This window comes from Polynucleobacter sp., assembly GCF_018500155.2.
In the GTDB taxonomy this organism is placed as follows: Bacteria; Pseudomonadota; Gammaproteobacteria; order Burkholderiales; family Burkholderiaceae; genus Polynucleobacter.
In genome coordinates this window covers 59,545-77,268 of sequence record NZ_JAHBAK020000026.1, presented here as the reverse complement: position 1 = coordinate 77,268, position 17,724 = coordinate 59,545, and the positions used below count along the sequence as shown (strand labels likewise).

Below are 17,724 nucleotides of genomic sequence, written 5' to 3'. Positions count from 1 at the left end.
ACGATGACGCGAGAGTCATAAATCGCCTCACCATCATCCAAAATGAGGCAGGGGACCTTGCCTAGGGGGTTGGAATTGCTGATTTTGCTGTCTGCTGCCCAGACGTTGTCCAATTCCAGGTCAACTTCTAGCTTTTTTTCCAAAAAAAGGACGCGTACCTTGCGTACGTAGGGGCTGGTGAGGGATCCGATGAGTTTCATAGTGCACATAGTATAGCCATCAAAACTGAGGCTTGCTTGGCCCTAGAACGCATTAAAATTAGGTTTTATTGAAATACCTTATCCCCAAAATAAAGGCCATATTTGTGAGTCAGCCGCTATCTACCCTCAACGCTCTTTCCCCTCTAGACGGCCGCTATGCCGGTAAGCTGGACGCATTACGTCCTTGGTTGTCTGAAGCAGCATTTATGCGCCAACGTGTGTTTGTAGAAATTCATTGGCTATTAGCGCTTGCGGCAGCAGGTTTACCGGATATGCCAAAAATCAGTGCAGCCGATGAAGCTTTTTTACTCTCGCTACCAGACAATTTTTCTGATGCAGATGCGCAGCGTATTAAAGACATCGAAGCCGTTACCAATCACGATGTAAAAGCTGTTGAGTATTTTTTAAAAGAAAAAGTAGCTGGCAGACCGGATTTATTAAAAGCCAGCGAGTTCATTCATTTTGCTTGTACGTCTGAAGACATCAATAACACTTCGCATGGTTTGATGTTGCGTGGTGCACGCGATGAAGTGCTATTACCGCAATTGCGAAAAGTGCATGCTGTGTTAACAAAATTAGCCATTGAGAATGCCAAAGTTCCTTTGTTATCTCGCACGCATGGTCAACCTGCTTCACCCAGTACCTTGGGTAAAGAAATCGCCAATATTGCTAAACGTTTAGAACGCGCAATTGAATCCATTGCTGCTGTACCGCTACTGGGCAAAATGAACGGAGCAGTAGGTAACTACAACGCACATATGTCTGCTTACCCTGACTTTGATTGGGAAAGCTTTTCAAAGGGCGTAGTTGAGAAGCGCCTTGGACTGACCTTTAATCCTTATACGATTCAGATTGAGCCGCACGATGGCATGGCACAGTTATTTGATGCAATTGCTCGCGCCAACACTATTTTGCTAGATATGGATCGTGACTTCTGGGGCTATATCTCAGTGGGCTACTTTAAGCAGCGCACTAAAGCGGGCGAGATTGGTTCTTCTACGATGCCACATAAAGTGAACCCTATTGATTTTGAAAACTCTGAAGGTAACTTGGGCGTTGCTAATGCGTTGTTGCGTCATTTAGCAGAAAAGTTACCAATTTCTCGTTGGCAGCGTGATTTGACTGACTCAACAGTGCTGCGTAATTTAGGCCCAGCATTTGGCCACAGCGTTTTAGCCTATGACAGCGCACTACGTGGTCTTGGCAAGCTTGAAGTGAATCATGCAGCGATTGCAGCCGATTTAGATGATTGTTGGGAAGTATTGGCTGAGCCTGTGCAAACTGTGATGCGTCGTTACGGCATTGAAAATCCTTACGAGCAGTTGAAAGAACTCACAAGAGGCAAAGGTATCAATCAAGCGGATTTGCAAAACTTTATTCGCGGCTTAAAGATTCCTGAAGATGCGAAGGCACGCCTGCTAGAAATGACGCCTAGTTCGTATCTTGGTAAGGCGGTCGAATTGACCGAACGTCTGAAAAAGTGAGTGTGAGCTCTCATGCAGAATACGGGGCTAGGCCCCGATTCTGGTTTGCGGTTTACCAATTACTTTGGCACCTGCTGTTGCCGTTGGCATTTGTGCGCCTTGCTTGGCGAGCACGTCATTCTTTTGCCTACATGCATCACATACCGGAGCGTTTGGGATTTGGTTACGCAAAACCTATTACTAAAGGAGCCGTGTGGATTCATGCGGTCTCTGTGGGTGAGACACGGGCGGCACAGCCCATTATTGAAGCCTATCTTGCGCGTGGTCAATCCATATTATTGACCCACATGACCTTAAATGGTCGTAGAACTGGCAAACAACTTTTTGGTGAGGCAATCGCCAGTGGACAAATTCGACAGGTGTATTTGCCGTACGACCTTTGTTGGTGTGTTGAGCATTTCTTAAAAACATTTGCTCCTAAGTTTGGCCTTTTTATGGAAACAGAAGCTTGGCCAACTGTAGTATTTCGGTGTGCTGAATTAGGCTTGCCACTCTTTTTGGTCAATGCGCGCCTATCAGAGAGAAGCGCACGTCGTGTAGGTCTTTTTGGTGGGGCTGGTAGAGCCTTATTCCAAGCATTTTCCGGCATATTGGCGCAAACAGAATTTGATGCTCAGCGCTACCGCAGTTTAGGTGTTCGAAATGTTGTCATTACGGGCAACCTCAAGTTTGATGTGCCCCTTGATCCTCGATTGGTTGAACAAGGTAAAGCGTGGCAAGAGACACTGCAAAACAGTCAGCGCCTAATGGTTTGTGCTGCTAGTACGCGCGACGGTGAAGAAGAAATCATTCTTAGGGCATGGAATGATTTACTCTTAAATCATGCTTTTGCTGTACAGCCCCTGCTTTGCATCGTGCCTCGTCATCCCGAGCGTTTTACTGGGGTGGCTAGTCTCATACAGGAGGCTGGTTTTAGATTCCGTCGCCGCTCTGAATGGGATGGCATTCCTAAAGATAATAGTGAATTACAAGTTCTTTTGGGCGACTCCATGGGCGAGATGCCGATGTACTACAGTGCATCGAATTTAGTCGTCATGGGTGGAAGTCTATTGCCCTTCGGCGGACAAAATCTCATTGAAGCATGTGCCGCTGGTTGTCCCGTATTATTGGGTGAATACACCTATAACTTTCAGCAAGCAGCTTTAGACGCTATCGCGATGGGAGCGGCAAAGCGCCTCAAGGGAGACGCACTCCTAGGCGAGACGATTGCGTTAATGGAGTCTTTAAAAGCGCTATTGCTAAATACGGCTGAGTTAGAAAAGATGGCTCATGCTGCAAAAACCTATTCTAATGAGCATCAAGGTGCGACGCGAAGAATCTTAGCCGCCCTTGACCAACAACTGCCTTCACGCTAACAAAATTTAGACCCTTGCCCCGTAATTAGGGTCATCATTGCGAGCATTGTCATCTGGTTTTTTGTCGCCCTTGACCAAATCCTCGCGTGTAACACCAAGCCACATGGCAAGTGCGGCCGCCACGAACACGGAAGAATAGATACCAAACAAAATTCCAATGGTGAGTGCCAAAGCAAAGTAAAACAGTGTTGGACCACCAAAAATCAGCATTGCGAGAACCATCATCTCTGTACTGCCGTGAGTAATCACGGTACGGCTAATTGTGCTGGTAATCGCGTTATCAATAATTTCGCGAGTGTTCATCTTGCGATATTTGCGGAAGTTCTCGCGAATACGGTCAAAGATCACGACAGATTCGTTTACTGAGTAGCCAAGCACTGCCAGAATGGCAGCCAAAACGGAAAGTGAAAACTCCCAATGGAAAAAGGCAAAAAAGCCCAAGATGATAACTACGTCATGTAGGTTAGCAATGATGCCCGCTACCGCAAATTTCCACTCAAAACGGAAGGAAAGGTACAGCACAATGCCAATCACGACAAAGATCAGCGCTTTCAGGCCATCGATCGCTAATTCTTGCCCGACTTGTGGACCTACAAATTCAACTCGCTGTAGTTTGACACCAGTTGCCGCAGGGTCAAGCGCTTGCATGACTGCATTGCTTTGGTCAGCCGAAGAAATCAGTTTGCCTTGCGCATCTTTTTGCAAAGGCAAGCGAATCATGACATCGCGAGAGCTACCAAAATTCTGAATTTGGGTATCTGTGTAGCCTAATTTTTCAACTTTAGAGCGAATAGAGTCTAGAGGCGCAGTTTGTGGGTAGGTCACCTCCATTACGGTACCACCCGTAAATTCGATCGAGAGATGAAGGCCGTTGTGCCAAAGGAAAAAGACTGCTGCTAAAAAAGTGACTAAAGAAATTACGTTCAGCACCAATGCATGGCGCATAAATGGAATATCTTTTTTGATTCTGAAAAATTCCATGGCTTATTTCTCCTGTGGGCGCCAGACTTGGCCGATCGCGAGTTTTTGAATCTTCTTATGTCTGCCGTACCAGAGGTTGACAAGACCGCGAGAGAAGAAAACAGCCGAGAACATTGAGGTCAAAATACCCAAACAGTGCACTACTGCAAAGCCCTTAATAGGACCAGAGCCAAATGCTAAGAGCGCTAAACCTGCAATCAAAGTAGTTACGTTGGAGTCCAAGATGGTTGCCCATGCTTTATCAAAGCCGACTGCAATGGCAGTTTGCGGAGAGGAGCCATTACGAAGCTCTTCGCGTATCCGTTCATTAATTAAAACGTTAGAGTCAATCGCCATACCAAGCGCAAGCGCCATCGCTGCAATACCAGGCAAAGTGAGGGTGGCTTGCAACATCGATAGCACAGAAATGAGCAGCAATAAGTTCACAGCTAATGCAACTACAGAAAAAGTGCCGAACAATAGATAGTAGGCAATCATGAAAATCGAAATGGCAGCAAATCCGATGAGCAATGATTTGAAACCTTTTTCAATATTCTCTGCTCCCAAGCTTGGGCCAATTGCGCGCTCTTCGATAATCTCCATTGGGGCGGCTAATGAGCCAGCACGTAATAAGAGTGCAAGGTCATTCGCGCTCTCAGTCGTGGGTTGGCCAGTAATTTGGAATTTAGAGCCAAATTCGCTTTGAATGGTGGCAATCGTCAGAACTTCCCCCTTGCCTTTTTCAAACAAAATCATGCCCATGGGCTTGCCAATATTTTCACGGGTGACTTCTTGCATGACCCGACCACCAGCGGCATCCAAAGAAATGTTCACGGCAGGGCGTTGGTTTTGGTCAAAGCCTGCGCTTGCATCGGTAATGCGATCGCCGCTAAAGATCACCGATTTTTTAAATACACCCAGACGGTTTTCACCAAAGCGGAATGCGTCAGTGCCTGGCGGGGGAGTTTCTCCAACCGCAATAGTAGAAATTAAAGGATCGGCTAAGCGCGCTTCAAGCGTAGCGGTACGTCCAATAATGTCTTTAGCACGAGCAGTATCTTGCACGCCAGGAAGTTGAACTACGATTCGTTCAGCACCCTGTTGTTGAATCACAGGCTCTTTCACTGCCAATTCGTTCACGCGCTTATTTAGGGTGGTGATGTTTTGTTTGACAGCATTGTCCTGAATCTCTTTTAATGCCTTGGGCTTAAATTCACCAGAGAGTTTTGCACCACCACCGCTAGATTTGATGATCCACGTGAGGTCAGGTTGTGCTGTATTTAAAAGTGTACGAGCAGTTTCTGCTTCATCATTGCTGCCAAAGTTAATAGTGATTGAATCTGTACTTCGATCTATACCCTGGTGACGAATGTTTTTATCACGTAATTGGCCACGAATATCGGTTGCAAGAGACGTGATTTTTTTCTGTACAGCGCCTTTCATGTCCACTTGCAAGAGAAAGTAAACACCGCCTCGTAAGTCCAAGCCAAGTGGCATTGGCAACGCATTGATAGCGCTTAACCATGCAGGTGTATTCGATAGGAGGTTTAGGGCAACCGTGTAATTTGGGTCGTTCTGATCAATATTGAGTTTTTGTTGCAATAGATCACGTGCTCGTAACTGAATATCCGTATTGTTAAACCGTACTTTGATAGAACCAACATTACCCGTGCTCTCAAAAAACACACCGGTGCTATTAATGTCTGCATCTGCCAAAATTTTCTCAACACGAGACTGCGTCGCCAAATCAACCTTGGTGGTTGGTTTGGCAGACGACACTTGAACTGCTGGTGCCTCACCATAGAAATTCGGTAATGAGTAAAGTCCGCCGATTAATAGTGCAACAGCGATAACAATATATTTCCAGAGTGGGTAGCGATTCATGTTGAGATACTTTTAGACAAATGTATTAAGCAGACTTCAGAGTGCCTTTAGGCAATACTGTAGTAATAGCGCCTTTTTGTAATTGCACTAGTGTGTTAGCCGCAATCTCAACAGTGACCACATCATCTTTGAGAGCTGTTACTTTGCCAAAGATGCCACCGACAGTGAGCACTTCGTCACCAACGGCAAGGGCGGCGAGCATTGCTTTCGTTTCTTTTTGGCGCTTCATTTGAGGGCGAATCATGATGAAATACAAGACTGCAAACATCAAAATTAAAGGCAAGAAACTCATCAAGCCACCAGCATCTGCGCCCGCGGCAGGAGCCTGAGCAAAAGCGTTACTAATCCACATACAAAACCTCCGTTAATGACTAATTGGAAACTGCAGGTATTTAGGCTTCAAATCAAAAGCCGTAAACCCGCAATTCTAAACGGTATGGGGCTTTAAAGGGGATTTGAGGGGGTGATTGCCCTCTCTAGGGCTATTAATCCTGGCCGGGCTCGACCCCGCGCTGACGATTCGCATGAAATTCCTCGCGATAAGCGCTAAAACGGTCTTTACTTAAGGCTTCTCTGACCTCAGTCATGAGCTGTAGGTAGTAAGAGAGGTTGTGAATAGTATTGAGTTGAGAACCCAAGATCTCATTGGCCTTTTGAAGATGGTTTAGGTAAGAGCGTGTGAAATTTTGGCAGGTATAGCAGCTACAAGTAGGGTCAAGTGGGCGATCATCGTCCTTATAACCAGAATTGCGCAGCTTCAGATCTCCAAAGCGCGTAAATAGCCAACCATTACGAGCATTGCGCGTAGGCATGACACAGTCAAACATATCTATGCCTAAGCTAACACCCAGTATGAGGTCTTCTGGAGTGCCTACGCCCATGAGGTAATGAGGCATATGTTCCGGTAGCTTGGGTGCGGTGAAGTGGAGAATGCGCTCGAACTCAGGCTTAGGTTCGCCCACTGATAAACCACCAATCGCAATACCATCAAAACCTTGTTGGCTAACGGCATTTAAGGAAAACTCTCGGAGATGCTCAAACATACCGCCCTGCACAATTCCAAATAGTCCATTACCGGTTTCAAGTTCTCTGAAGCGTTTGAGTGAACGATCACCCCAGCGTAATGACATCTCTAGCGAGGCGCGTGCAGTCTTTTCAGAGGTGGGCTGCCCTTTGGTTTCATAGGGTGTGCATTCATCAAATTGCATGGCAATGTCGCTATTGAGAACCGCCTGAATTTCCATAGAGACTTCAGGGGACATAAACAACTTATCGCCATTGATGGGGGATGCAAAAGTTACGCCTTCCTCAGAAATTTTTCTTAATGCACCCAAGCTAAATACCTGAAAACCACCCGAGTCAGTAAGAATTGGTTTATCCCACCCCATAAAACGATGCAAGCCACCATGTTTTTTAATCACCTCTAAACCAGGGCGCAGCCATAGATGAAATGTGTTGCCAAGAATGATTTGTGCCTGAGCCTCATGAAGATCGCGTGGCGTCATGGCTTTGACAGTGCCATAAGTACCCACAGGCATGAAGATAGGTGTTTGTAAAGTGCCGTGAGGTAAATCTAGCTGACCGAGACGCGCAGGGCTTTGTGAATCGCGCGTCAAAATTTGAAAGTGAACGGGTTTGGTCATAGATGTGTGTTTTCTAGTCGACAAAGAAACATGGCATCTCCATAGCTAAAGAAGCGATATTTCTGGGCAATAGCATATTGATAGGCATTGCGAATATTATCCATGCCCGCAAAGGCGCTGACCAACATTAACAGGGTAGATTTGGGGAGATGAAAATTCGTTAAAAGACAGTTCACAGTCTTAAATTGAAAGCCAGGTGTAATGAAGAGATTGGTTTCGCCACTTTTCTGCCCCGTTAAGGCATGGCTCTCTAGTGCTCGCAGGCTGGTAGTGCCTACTGCAACAATTCTGCCGCCTTGATCTTGAGTCTTTTTCATGGCATCAAGAGTAGCTTGCGGAATTGAAAACCACTCATGATGCATTTTGTGTTTGGAAAGATCTTCCTCGCGCACGGGAGTAAAGGTTCCCGCGCCCACGTGGAGAGTGACGGTAGCAATTTGAGCGCCTAGTTGATGCAGCTGGGCCAGAATCTGCTCATCAAAGTGTAGGCCTGCCGTTGGAGCCGCAACTGCACCTGGATTTTTAGCTACTACAGTCTGATAGCGTTTTGCATCTTCACCATCCGGTTGATGTTCAATATAAGGGGGAAGGGGTAGTTCACCAAAACGCTCTAGCAGTGCAAATACATTTTCAGGAAAGCGCACCTCATAAAAACGCCCATCGTATCCGATCATTTTTACTGGAAAAGTTTCACCTGCTTGGTTATGAATGTGAACAATGGAGCCGGTCTTGGGTACTTTTGAGGCTCGTATTTGCACCCAAGCTTGTTTATCACCGCTGATGCGCTCGATTAACAGCTCGACGATGCCACCAGTCTCTTTTTTCCCATGCAATCGAGCGGGTATGACTTTAGTATCGTTAAATACCAATAAGTCCCCTGGTTTAATCAGGTTAAGAATGTCCTTAAACTGATGATCTAGTAGATCCCCATTAGACTTCACCTCCAACAGCCGACTATCTGTTCTATTGGCCAGAGGATGTTGGGCAATCAGTTCGGTTGGGAGGTCGTAATTAAAGTCGGAGAGTCGCATAGCATTACCATCAGAGATTAGATTTTAACGATGACAACCAAGCCAGCGCCAAACACACTTAAAAAAATGGGATTAGACAGTCCCATGGCCCTTGCTTTGCATCTCCCATCTCGTTATGAGGACGAGACACAGTTGTATTCAATTGAGGATGGTATTCATCAGGGTCGATTTCATGCGGTGCAGACCCAGGGGGTAGTCATACGCAATCAAGTCCTTTTTAGACCCAGAAGGCAAATGGTGGTCACTATTGAGGATGACACCTCTACTTTGCAGTTGCGGTTCTTAAACTTTTACCCCAGTCAGCAAAAGCAGATGGCGGTCGGTACGCATCTGCGTGTGCGTGGTGAAGTGCGAGAAGGATTTCAGGGGCCTGAGATGGTGCATCCAACCGTGCGAGCTGTTGCGGTAGATGCACCTTTGCCTACTAGTTTGACGCCAGTCTATCCCGCTAGTGCTGGCGTATCTCAAGCGGCGATACGCAAGGCGGTAACGCAAGCCCTACGTGACCCTAGTTTGCAAGATTCATTGGCAGAGTTCTTGCCAAAAACGCTAATGAATGAATTGCTGCCCAGTCATGATTGGCCTAACTTGCAGTCTGCAATTACCTATCTGCATCAGCCGCCCGCTGATGCAGATACGCAAGCTTTACTTGAGCGCACGCATCCCGCGTGGCGACGGGTGCAGTTTGAAGAATTGCTCGCCCAGCAAATTTCTTTAAAACGTGCCCATGCGATCCGTCGAGAACGACATGCTCCTCACTTTGCAAAGCCTGCAGCCGGTAATAGCCTGGAAAGTAGATTACTCAAGGTATTACCGTTTCAATTAACCGTCGCACAACAGCGAGTGTGGGAAGAAATCGGGGCTGATTTATCTCTGCCGTTCCCCATGAATCGACTGCTTCAAGGTGACGTTGGTAGCGGCAAAACGGTTATCTCGGCGTTAGCAGCCGCTCGCACGATGGAGTATGGCTATCAAGCAGCTGTAATGGCGCCTACAGAAATTTTGGCTGAGCAACACTATCTCAAAATGAAAGAATGGTTCGAGCCATTAGGAGTACAAGTGGCTTGGTTATCGGGTAGCCTAAAAGCAAAAGAAAAAAGAGCGGCACAAGAAATGATTGAGAGCGGTCAAGCGCAACTCATCATTGGAACGCATGCGCTCATTCAGGAAAATGTCAATTTTGCCAAGTTAGGATTGGCAGTCATTGATGAGCAACATCGTTTTGGGGTGCGCCAGCGTTTAGAAATTCAGCAGCGTGTAGGTTCTGAATTATTTTATTGCCACCAATTAATGATGTCTGCTACCCCCATTCCACGAACACTAGCAATGACCTATTACGCAGACTTGGATGTATCAGTGATAGATCAATTGCCCCCCGGTCGTAAACCAATAGCAACTAAAGTGGTCAAGGCCAGTCGTCGAGAAGAGGTCATCCAGGGGATTAAGAGCTGGCTATCTAGAGGATTACAGGCATATTGGGTTTGCCCGCTAATCGAAGAATCAGAAGCCTTGCAATTGCAAACAGCGGTAGAGAGCTTCGAACAATTAAGTCAGGCTTTGCCAGAATTTAAGGTGGGCTTGGTGCATGGTCGATTGAAATCTGAAGAAAAAGCAGCCATCATGGCCGCATTTAAGGCGAATCAAATTCAGTTGTTAGTAGCAACCACAGTGATTGAAGTAGGAGTGGACGTTCCCAATGCGGCGCTGATGGTCATAGAGCATGCAGAGCGTTTTGGCTATGCTCAAATTCATCAGCTGCGTGGCCGTGTAGGGCGAGGTTCAGCAGACTCTGTCTGTATTTTGATGTATGCAGAGCCATTATCTATGGCTGCTAAAGAGCGTTTACAGACATTGCGGGAAACCGCAGATGGTTTTGTGATTGCGGAACGTGATTTGTCTTTGCGTGGCCCCGGCGAGCTTTTGGGGGCAAAACAATCCGGTGATGCGATGTTGCGGTTTGTAGATTTGCAGCGAGATGCCTGGTTAATTGAATTAGCTCAACGGGCTGCCGAGCGATTGCTGTCTGATCATGGAGATATTGTGGAGCGTCATCTAGAGCGATGGCTGGGCTCCAGAGCTGAGTTTCTCAAGGCATAATTTGACTATGTCCTTAGTTGAACGACTTAAAGCCTACGCCTATCTCATTCGTTTAGATAAACCTATAGGCACTCTATTGCTATTGTGGCCAACTTTATGGGCTCTTTGGTTGGCAAGTAGCGGTATTCCAGATCCTCAAATATTGCTTATCTTTGTAGTGGGCACGTTTTTAATGCGTAGCGCAGGTTGCGCCATGAATGATTATGCTGATCGTGATTTTGATCGACATGTGCAAAGAACTAAGGGGCGACCTGTTACTAGTGGAAAAATTTCTGGAAAAGAAGCGGTTGGCGTAGCGCTGAGTTTGGCTCTCCTCGCATTTCTGCTGATTCAACCACTCAATGCATTTACCAAGCAACTTTCTGTACTTGCCTTATTAGTAGCATTTATTTATCCATTTACTAAGCGCTTCTTTGCTATGCCTCAAGCTGTTCTAGGGATCGCTTTTGGTTTTGGGATTCCAATGGCATATGCAGCAATTCTGAACTTTATTCCTTTGGAAGCCTGGATACTCTTTGTCGGCAATATTTTTTGGGCGATTGCTTATGACACAGCCTATGCCATGGTAGATCGAGATGATGATCTGCGTTTGGGTTTAAGAACCTCTGCTATCACCTTTGGTCAATATGATGTGCTGGCAATTGGCATAAGCTATGCCATTTTGTTTATTAGTCAGTTGTGGGTAGCGCAACTTGCCGAGTTAAGTAATTATTTTCTAGTGGGATGGTTTATGGCATTAGGCTGCGCCTTTTACCACCTCAAGCTGGTTTCCACGCGGCAGCGAGAAGAATGTTTTTTAGCTTTTCGCCACAACAATTGGCTAGGGGGATTTTTATTCTTAGGAATTGTTTTGGGGCTTGCTATTCTTAGCTAATGATTAGGGTCAAAATGAGTAACGCACTTTGTTGCGCTAGCTTTTTCCTAACTCATCGCCCATGACTTTGCCGCGCTGACTAGCGGCATCGATGGCTTTTTCCAAAATCTCATGCCAGCCATGCTGTTTCATCACATCTAAAGCAGCAGCAGTGGTGCCGCCTTTGGATGTAACGCGCTCACGTAAGATGCCAGCATGTTCTTCTGAGTTGTGGGCCAGTTGAGTCGCACCTTCCAGTGTTGCATACGCCAATGTGCGTGCTGTTTGAGCATCTAAGCCAAGCTTTTCACCAGCTGATTGCATGGCTTCTATAAACGCAAATACATAGGCAGGCCCACTGCCAGAGACTGCAGTCACCGCATCCATTAATTTTTCTTCAGCCACCCACACAGACTGACCAACAGCATTACAGATGGTTTCAGCTAGAGCGCGATCGGATTGATCAACTGCAGCATCGGCAAATAAGCCAGTGATGCCTTTACCAATCAGCGCTGGTGTATTGGGCATAGCACGGACACAGCGTGTGTGATCTAACCAGCGACTCATATCTTTGAGTCGAATCCCTGCGGCAATGCTGAGGATCAATGGGCCAGGTGCAGTTGCATGTTTTAACTTTGAAGCTAGACCTTTTGCAACGACATTAAAGTCTTGTGGCTTGATGGCCATGACTACCACATTATTTTTAGAAAAGTTAAAGGCAATTTGTTCTAAAGCCCCAATTCCTTGTACACCAAAATCTTCATAGAGCTTAAGAGCTGTTGTCGCATTGGCTTCCACAACTGAAATTTGATTGGGTTCGAAACCGTTATCTAGCAGTCCACTAATTAAGGCGCGACCCATATTTCCACCCCCGATAAAGGTAATGTGGACGTTGTTTTGATTAGGCATGGTGTGTTGTTGGTTCATTTAGTAATCTTATCGCGCTTCCCAAAGATTGCGGTGCCGACCCGCACCATAGTGCTTCCTTCGGCAATAGCAGCCTCAAGATCATCGGACATCCCCATCGAAAGAGTGTCAAAGAATAGATAACTTGGGTCAAGCGCCCGGCTTTTTTGTATGACATGAAAACAGTCTCGAACTGCAGCAAAGGCATTGCGCTGCACTTGAGGATCCATGCTTGGAGCCGGAATTGCCATCAAACCACGTAGAACGACGTTAGGTAATTTGCTGACGGCATCGCAGAGGGCCCTAGCTTCGGAGAGGGGTACACCACTTTTGCTCTCTTCATCACTGACGTTTACTTGAACGCAGAGTTGTAATTCAGGCAATTCAGGAAATTCTGCACGTTGAGTAGATAGGCGCTCAGCAATTTTTAAGCGATCAATGCTATGAACCCAATCAAAGTGCTCAGCAACTTCTCTGGTTTTATTGCTTTGAAGTGGTCCAATAAAGTGCCAGGTTAACCATGGACGTAACTTTTCTAACTGAATAATTTTCTCAACGCCTTCTTGGACATAGTTTTCGCCAAAAGCAGATTGACCGGCATGCATTGCTTCCTCAATGGCTGAGGCTGGGAATGTTTTGCTGACAGCTAATAGTTCAATATCTTCTGGTTCGCGCTGAGCTGCTAAAGCAGCCAACTCAATTCGGTTTCGTACCTGAATCAGGTTAACAACAATTGGATTCATGAATTCTTAGCAGATTTGCTCATTAACTGATCGATGATTTCGATCCAATGCAGCACTGGAGCGTCCTCTTGTTGAAGATGGGTTATGCAACCAATGTTGCCTGACACAATCACTTTAGCGCCCGACTCTTCGCAAGCGGCGTTGAGGTGAGCAAGTTTATTTTTCCGCAGTTGTTCGGATAACTCCGGTTGGGTAACAGAGTATGTACCTGCTGAGCCACAGCAAAGATGGCTGTCTTGACAGAGGCGTACGCCAATTCCAAGGTTAGTTAGAAGACTCTCCACCTTTCCACGAATCTGTTGTCCATGCTGCAATGTGCATGGAGGGTGGTATACCACTCCTGGCTTCGGATCTTGGCCAATTAATGCAATGAGTTCTTCTTGTAATGCTGGCAAGATCTCTGAAATATCTTTGGTGAGCGAAGCAATGTGTTTTGCTTTGGTAGCGTAAGCTGGATCATTTGCCAAAAGATGGCCATAGTCTTTCACCATGACGCCACAACCTGAGGCAGTCATCACTATCGCGTCAACCCCTTGCTCTATCAGTGGCCACCATGCATCAATATTTTGCTTGGCATTCTCCAGCCCGCCAGCTTGATCGTTGAGGTGATAACGTAATGCGCCACAACAGGTGGCATTAGGCGCACTAATCACTTGAATCTTGAGTGCATCTAGTACACGAGCGGTAGCTGAATTGATATTAGGGAGCATGCCGGGTTGTACGCAGCCTTCCAAGATCAACATTTTGCGTTTATGCATGGCGGTGGGTCTTGCATAAGGATCTACAGCAGAATGTAATGCGCGATTTTTTACCAACGGTATTTTGCGCTGAATACTTTGAGGCATGAAAGGTCGCACTAGTCGACCTAATGCCATTGCAGAGTTAAACAATGCAGGTTTAGTGAGACCTTCCTTAAGAGCCCATCGGGTAAGCCGCTGTCCAAGCGGGCGTGCAGGGGTGTTTTCTTCAGCCCACTTGCGCCCAATATCTACTAAGTTGCCATATTGCACGCCACTGGGGCAAGTGCTTTCGCAATTGCGGCAGGTAAGGCAGCGATCTAAATGTAAACGTGTTTTTTCAGTAGGAGTTTGGCCTTCTGCAATTTGTTTAATTAAATAAATTCTGCCTCGTGGACCGTCTAGTTCGTCGCCAAGCAGTTGATAGGTAGGGCAAGTGGCAGTGCAAAATCCGCAGTGCACACATTTCCCTAATATGCGGGCTGCTTCCAAACCTTCTAGTGTATTGGCAAATTGAGGGGCGAGTTGAGTTTGCATAGGAAACAGTTGAGGGCTATAGATGTCTAAGGAAGACGTTTTGTGGCAAATACGCCAGCAGGATCAAATGCAGATCTCAAACGGGCTTGAACTGCTTCAAGTGCTTTGGAATGGGCTTGCTCACTGAGCAATGTAAAGCGCTCAAGAGTGGGATCAACATCGGCGCCCAATTTAAAGCGAGTGGCATGACCGCCATGACGAGTGGCAAGGTTTTTAATAGCAGAGAAAGTGGCATCATCACTATTGCCCTTGAACCACCGTTGTTGCCCATGCCATTCCAATACCCATTCATCATCAGTATTAGGTATGTGAAGGGCTCCACAAGCAGCAGGTAGCGCTAAACGATAGAGTGTTTGATCTTTCCCTAAATTAGCAAACGTAGAAAGCTTTTGCTCGCGTAGAGCATGCCAAAATATTTCTGCATCTTGTGCGGAAATTTCTACTGCATTGACGCGCGCGCTCATCAGTGGAATAGCAGCTTTGACGGCAGCTACAGCTCCAGCAAGTCGAATAGTCAGTTCCCCATGATGTCCACTGCCTTTACCAATCCAGCAACTCGCAGAGAGAGGCAAAGGCTGACCTGCCCACTCATTAAGAATCTGCAATGCATTTTCTTGAGTAATCTGACAACGCAGTGATGCAGTCGCTGCAGGTTTGGGTAACACTTTGACCGATGCTTCCAATAAGAGCGCTAACGTTCCCATTGAGCCTGGTAATAAACGCGATACATCGTACCCAGCTACGTTTTTCATTACCTTGCCGCCAAATGAGAGATCTTGGCCTTTGCCGTCAAGTATTCGGGCGCCTAATACAAAGTTTCGTAAATTGCCTGCGCTAATTCGTCCGGGACCAGCAAGACCAGCTGCAATAGCACCACCAAAAGTTGCGCGCTCACCAAAGTGGGGTGGTTCAAAAGCGAGCACCTGATTTTTTTCTGCTAGTGCTGCTTCAATTTCTTGCAATGGAGTGCCAGCACAAGCCGTAATCACAAGCTCTTCGGGTTGGTATTCCAAAATCCCTGAATAGGACTGAGTGTTTAGTTTTTTGAAAGAATGATCATTTCCATACCAAGATTTGGTGCCGCCACCCTCGATTGAAAGAGTGGTATTACTTTTAGCTGCGCCAAGAATCTGCTCGCGAAAGTTCTCTATAGTGTGATTGGTCGCAGTCATTAGAAGCGCTCCAATTCAGGGTGAGGAAGAATGCCACCACTAATTCGCATACGACCATATTCTGCGCAACGATTCAAAGTCGGAATAGCTTTATCAGGATTGAGTAGTTTTTCAGGATCAAAAGCGGCTTTCACTCCCCAGAAAGATTCTCTTTCACCTTCGCCAAATTGCACGCACATGGAATTGATTTTTTCGATGCCAACGCCGTGCTCGCCAGTGATGGTGCCGCCAAGCTCGACACAAGCCTCTAAAATTTCTGTGCCAAAAGCTTCAGCACGATGCCATTCATCTTCATCAGCACCGTTAAATAGAATCAGGGGATGCATATTGCCATCGCCGGCATGAAATACATTGAGGCATCCCAAACCATATTTTTCTTCCATGCCTTGAATGCGCCTTAGGAGAGTAGCAATGTGTCTACGGGGAATGGTGCCATCCATGCAGTAATAATCTGCCGCTATCCGACCGGCAGCAGGGAATGCGTTTTTTCTACCACTCCAAAACTTTAAGCGCTCAGTTTCATTTTGAGATATTTGAATACCACTGGCACCTGCACGCTCCAGTACTTTTGTCATGCGCTCAATTTCTTCAGCAACTTCCTCTGGAGTGCCATCGGATTCACAGAGCAAAATGGCAGCAGCATCTAAGTCATAGCCAGCATGCACAAATTCTTCAACAGCACGCGTAGTTGCCTTATCCATCATTTCCAAGCCTGCAGGAATAATGCCAGCAGCAATAATGGCCGCTACTGCGTTACCACCTTTTTCAATATCATCAAAGCTCGCCATAATCACGCGTGCTAATTTGGGCTTTGCAACTAGTTTCACAGTGACTTCGGTTACAACTGCCAACATACCTTCGCTACCCATCACGATGGCTAATAAATCTAACCCAGGCGAATCTGGGGCCAAGCTACCGAATTCCACAACTTCACCATTCATCAATACACCGCGAACTCGCAAAACATTGTGTAATGTCAGACCATATTTAAGACAGTGAACTCCCCCAGAGTTTTCATTGACGTTGCCACCAATTGAGCAGGCAATTTGCGAAGAAGGATCCGGAGCGTAATACAAGCCTAGATGAGCAACCGCTTCTGATATTGCCAGGTTACGAACTCCGGGCTGAACCACCGCAGTGCGTGTGAATGGGTCGATGCTAATAATTTTTTTTAGTTTAGCTAGCGATAAAACCAGGCCTTGGGAGATTGGCATTGCGCCACCCGATAGACCTGTCCCTGAGCCACGAGGTACTACTGGAATTTGCATTTCGTAGCAAATTTTCAGAATTTTGGCGACCTGCTCCTCTGTTTCTGGGAGAGCAACAGCCAAGGGCATTCGTCTGTAGGCTGCTAAACCGTCGCATTCATAGGGAATCGTATCTTCTGGCTCCCAAAGCAGGGCATATTCTGGGAGTATCGGGCGTAGGGCCGAAACCAGTTTTGATTGAAGTGCGCTGATAGCGGCTAAATCGGGGGGTGGAGTCACCATATTCATGACATTCATTTTAGCCATTTACCTATAATTAAGCTCATGGGAAATCGACTATCAAAAATCGCCACTAGAACGGGTGATGCCGGTATGACAGGCCTTGGAGACGGAAGTCGGGTTGAAAAGGATCATTTGCGTATTTGTGCCATGGGTGATGTTGATGAACTGAACTCAGAAATCGGCGTTTTGATGACCGAAGAGATCCCAGAAAGCATTGCCCAGGAGTTAAAAACCGTTTTTTTACAGATTCAACACGATTTATTTGATTTGGGGGGCGAGCTTTGTATCCCCAATTACAAACTATTGAATCCTGAGCATGTAGCGCAATTAGATGTGTGGTTGGAAAAATATAACCAACAGTTGCCGCCATTAACTGAGTTTATTTTGCCAGGTGGTACTCGTGCTGCAGCACAGGCCCATGTTTGTCGCACAGTTTGCAGAAGGGCGGAGCGTTCTATTGTCCGTTTGGGCTGGGAAGAGCCTTTGTATGACTCTCCTCGTCAGTACGTCAATCGTCTATCAGATCTCTTGTTTGTCATTGCGCGCATTTTGAATAAAGCCGCAGGGGGCTCTGATGTGCTTTGGAAGCATGAAAAAAAAGAGACTAAATAAATTAGTCTCTTTCAGTGTTG

General features: G+C 46.5%; 16 protein-coding genes. 5 read left to right on the top strand and 11 right to left on the bottom strand.

Going from position 1 to position 17,724, the window contains the following annotated elements; all coding sequences use genetic code 11:
- Window positions 1-200: glutathione S-transferase N-terminal domain-containing protein (locus tag KIH43_RS03470; RefSeq protein ID WP_297717738.1), on the bottom strand; the 200-nt coding region annotated here is incomplete at its 3' end.
- A 104-nt stretch (window positions 201-304) separates the two neighbouring features.
- Between KIH43_RS03470 and purB the strand changes: the two genes are divergently transcribed.
- The gene (gene purB / locus KIH43_RS03465) at window positions 305-1,684 is read left to right on the top strand and encodes an adenylosuccinate lyase (protein ID WP_297717736.1); all 1,380 of its coding nucleotides are present in this window, start codon (window positions 305-307) and stop codon (window positions 1,682-1,684) included.
- On the top strand, window positions 1,681-3,039 hold the full coding sequence (locus tag KIH43_RS03460) for a 3-deoxy-D-manno-octulosonic acid transferase (RefSeq protein ID WP_297717733.1): 1,359 nt from the start codon (window positions 1,681-1,683) through the stop codon (window positions 3,037-3,039). The genes purB and KIH43_RS03460 overlap by 4 nt, the downstream gene beginning before the upstream one ends.
- Before the next feature lie 6 nt (window positions 3,040-3,045).
- Here KIH43_RS03460 and secF read toward each other — a convergent pair whose 3' ends face one another.
- The 5 genes from secF to queA form a co-directional block, all read right to left on the bottom strand.
- Window positions 3,046-4,020, bottom strand: a complete 975-nt coding sequence (gene secF / locus KIH43_RS03455; RefSeq protein WP_296968471.1) for a protein translocase subunit SecF — start codon at window positions 4,018-4,020, stop codon at window positions 3,046-3,048.
- A 3-nt stretch (window positions 4,021-4,023) separates the two neighbouring features.
- A complete protein-coding gene (gene secD, locus KIH43_RS03450; protein WP_296968469.1) occupies window positions 4,024-5,883 on the bottom strand; it encodes a protein translocase subunit SecD in 1,860 nt (619 codons plus the stop codon).
- Between the two features lie 25 nt (window positions 5,884-5,908).
- Complete coding sequence (gene yajC / locus KIH43_RS03445; RefSeq protein WP_296968467.1) at window positions 5,909-6,235, bottom strand: preprotein translocase subunit YajC; 327 nt, start codon at window positions 6,233-6,235, stop codon at window positions 5,909-5,911.
- Between the two features lie 133 nt (window positions 6,236-6,368).
- Complete coding sequence (gene tgt, locus KIH43_RS03440; protein ID WP_296968465.1) at window positions 6,369-7,526, bottom strand: tRNA guanosine(34) transglycosylase Tgt; 1,158 nt, start codon at window positions 7,524-7,526, stop codon at window positions 6,369-6,371.
- Entirely contained in the window at window positions 7,523-8,557 is a 1,035-nt protein-coding gene (gene queA / locus KIH43_RS03435; RefSeq protein ID WP_297717727.1) for a tRNA preQ1(34) S-adenosylmethionine ribosyltransferase-isomerase QueA, read from the bottom strand. Before queA ends, tgt begins: the two co-directional genes overlap by 4 nt.
- 30 nt (window positions 8,558-8,587) lie before the next feature.
- Here queA and recG point away from each other — a divergent pair, with 30 nt between their 5' ends.
- A complete protein-coding gene (recG, locus tag KIH43_RS03430) occupies window positions 8,588-10,654 on the top strand; it encodes an ATP-dependent DNA helicase RecG (protein ID WP_297717724.1) in 2,067 nt (688 codons plus the stop codon).
- Between the two features lie 7 nt (window positions 10,655-10,661).
- Window positions 10,662-11,528, top strand: coding sequence for a 4-hydroxybenzoate octaprenyltransferase (gene ubiA, locus KIH43_RS03425; RefSeq protein ID WP_297717721.1), 867 nt, complete (start codon window positions 10,662-10,664; stop codon window positions 11,526-11,528).
- A 36-nt stretch (window positions 11,529-11,564) separates the two neighbouring features.
- On the opposite strand, the gene proC is transcribed toward ubiA, so the two are convergent.
- The 5 genes from proC to KIH43_RS03400 are packed head-to-tail and all read right to left on the bottom strand — an operon-like array spanning window position 11,565 to window position 17,107.
- The gene (gene proC, locus KIH43_RS03420) at window positions 11,565-12,434 is read right to left on the bottom strand and encodes a pyrroline-5-carboxylate reductase (RefSeq protein ID WP_297717718.1); all 870 of its coding nucleotides are present in this window, start codon (window positions 12,432-12,434) and stop codon (window positions 11,565-11,567) included.
- Window positions 12,431-13,156, bottom strand: a complete 726-nt coding sequence (locus KIH43_RS03415) for a YggS family pyridoxal phosphate-dependent enzyme (protein WP_297717715.1) — start codon at window positions 13,154-13,156, stop codon at window positions 12,431-12,433. Before KIH43_RS03415 ends, proC begins: the two co-directional genes overlap by 4 nt.
- Window positions 13,153-14,430: a glycolate oxidase subunit GlcF gene (gene glcF, locus KIH43_RS03410; protein ID WP_297717713.1), complete on the bottom strand. Its 1,278-nt coding sequence runs from the start codon at window positions 14,428-14,430 to the stop codon at window positions 13,153-13,155. Before glcF ends, KIH43_RS03415 begins: the two co-directional genes overlap by 4 nt.
- 26 nt (window positions 14,431-14,456) lie before the next feature.
- On the bottom strand, window positions 14,457-15,602 hold the full coding sequence (glcE, locus tag KIH43_RS03405; RefSeq protein ID WP_297717710.1) for a glycolate oxidase subunit GlcE: 1,146 nt from the start codon (window positions 15,600-15,602) through the stop codon (window positions 14,457-14,459).
- The gene (locus KIH43_RS03400) at window positions 15,602-17,107 is read right to left on the bottom strand and encodes an FAD-linked oxidase C-terminal domain-containing protein (protein ID WP_297717747.1); all 1,506 of its coding nucleotides are present in this window, start codon (window positions 17,105-17,107) and stop codon (window positions 15,602-15,604) included. The genes glcE and KIH43_RS03400 overlap by 1 nt, the downstream gene beginning before the upstream one ends.
- 27 nt (window positions 17,108-17,134) lie before the next feature.
- On the opposite strand from KIH43_RS03400, the gene KIH43_RS03395 reads away from it, so the two are divergent.
- Window positions 17,135-17,704 (top strand): cob(I)yrinic acid a,c-diamide adenosyltransferase, encoded by a 570-nt coding sequence (locus KIH43_RS03395; RefSeq protein WP_296968451.1) that lies wholly within the window; start codon window positions 17,135-17,137, stop codon window positions 17,702-17,704.
- The last annotated feature ends 20 nt before the right edge of the window (window positions 17,705-17,724 follow it).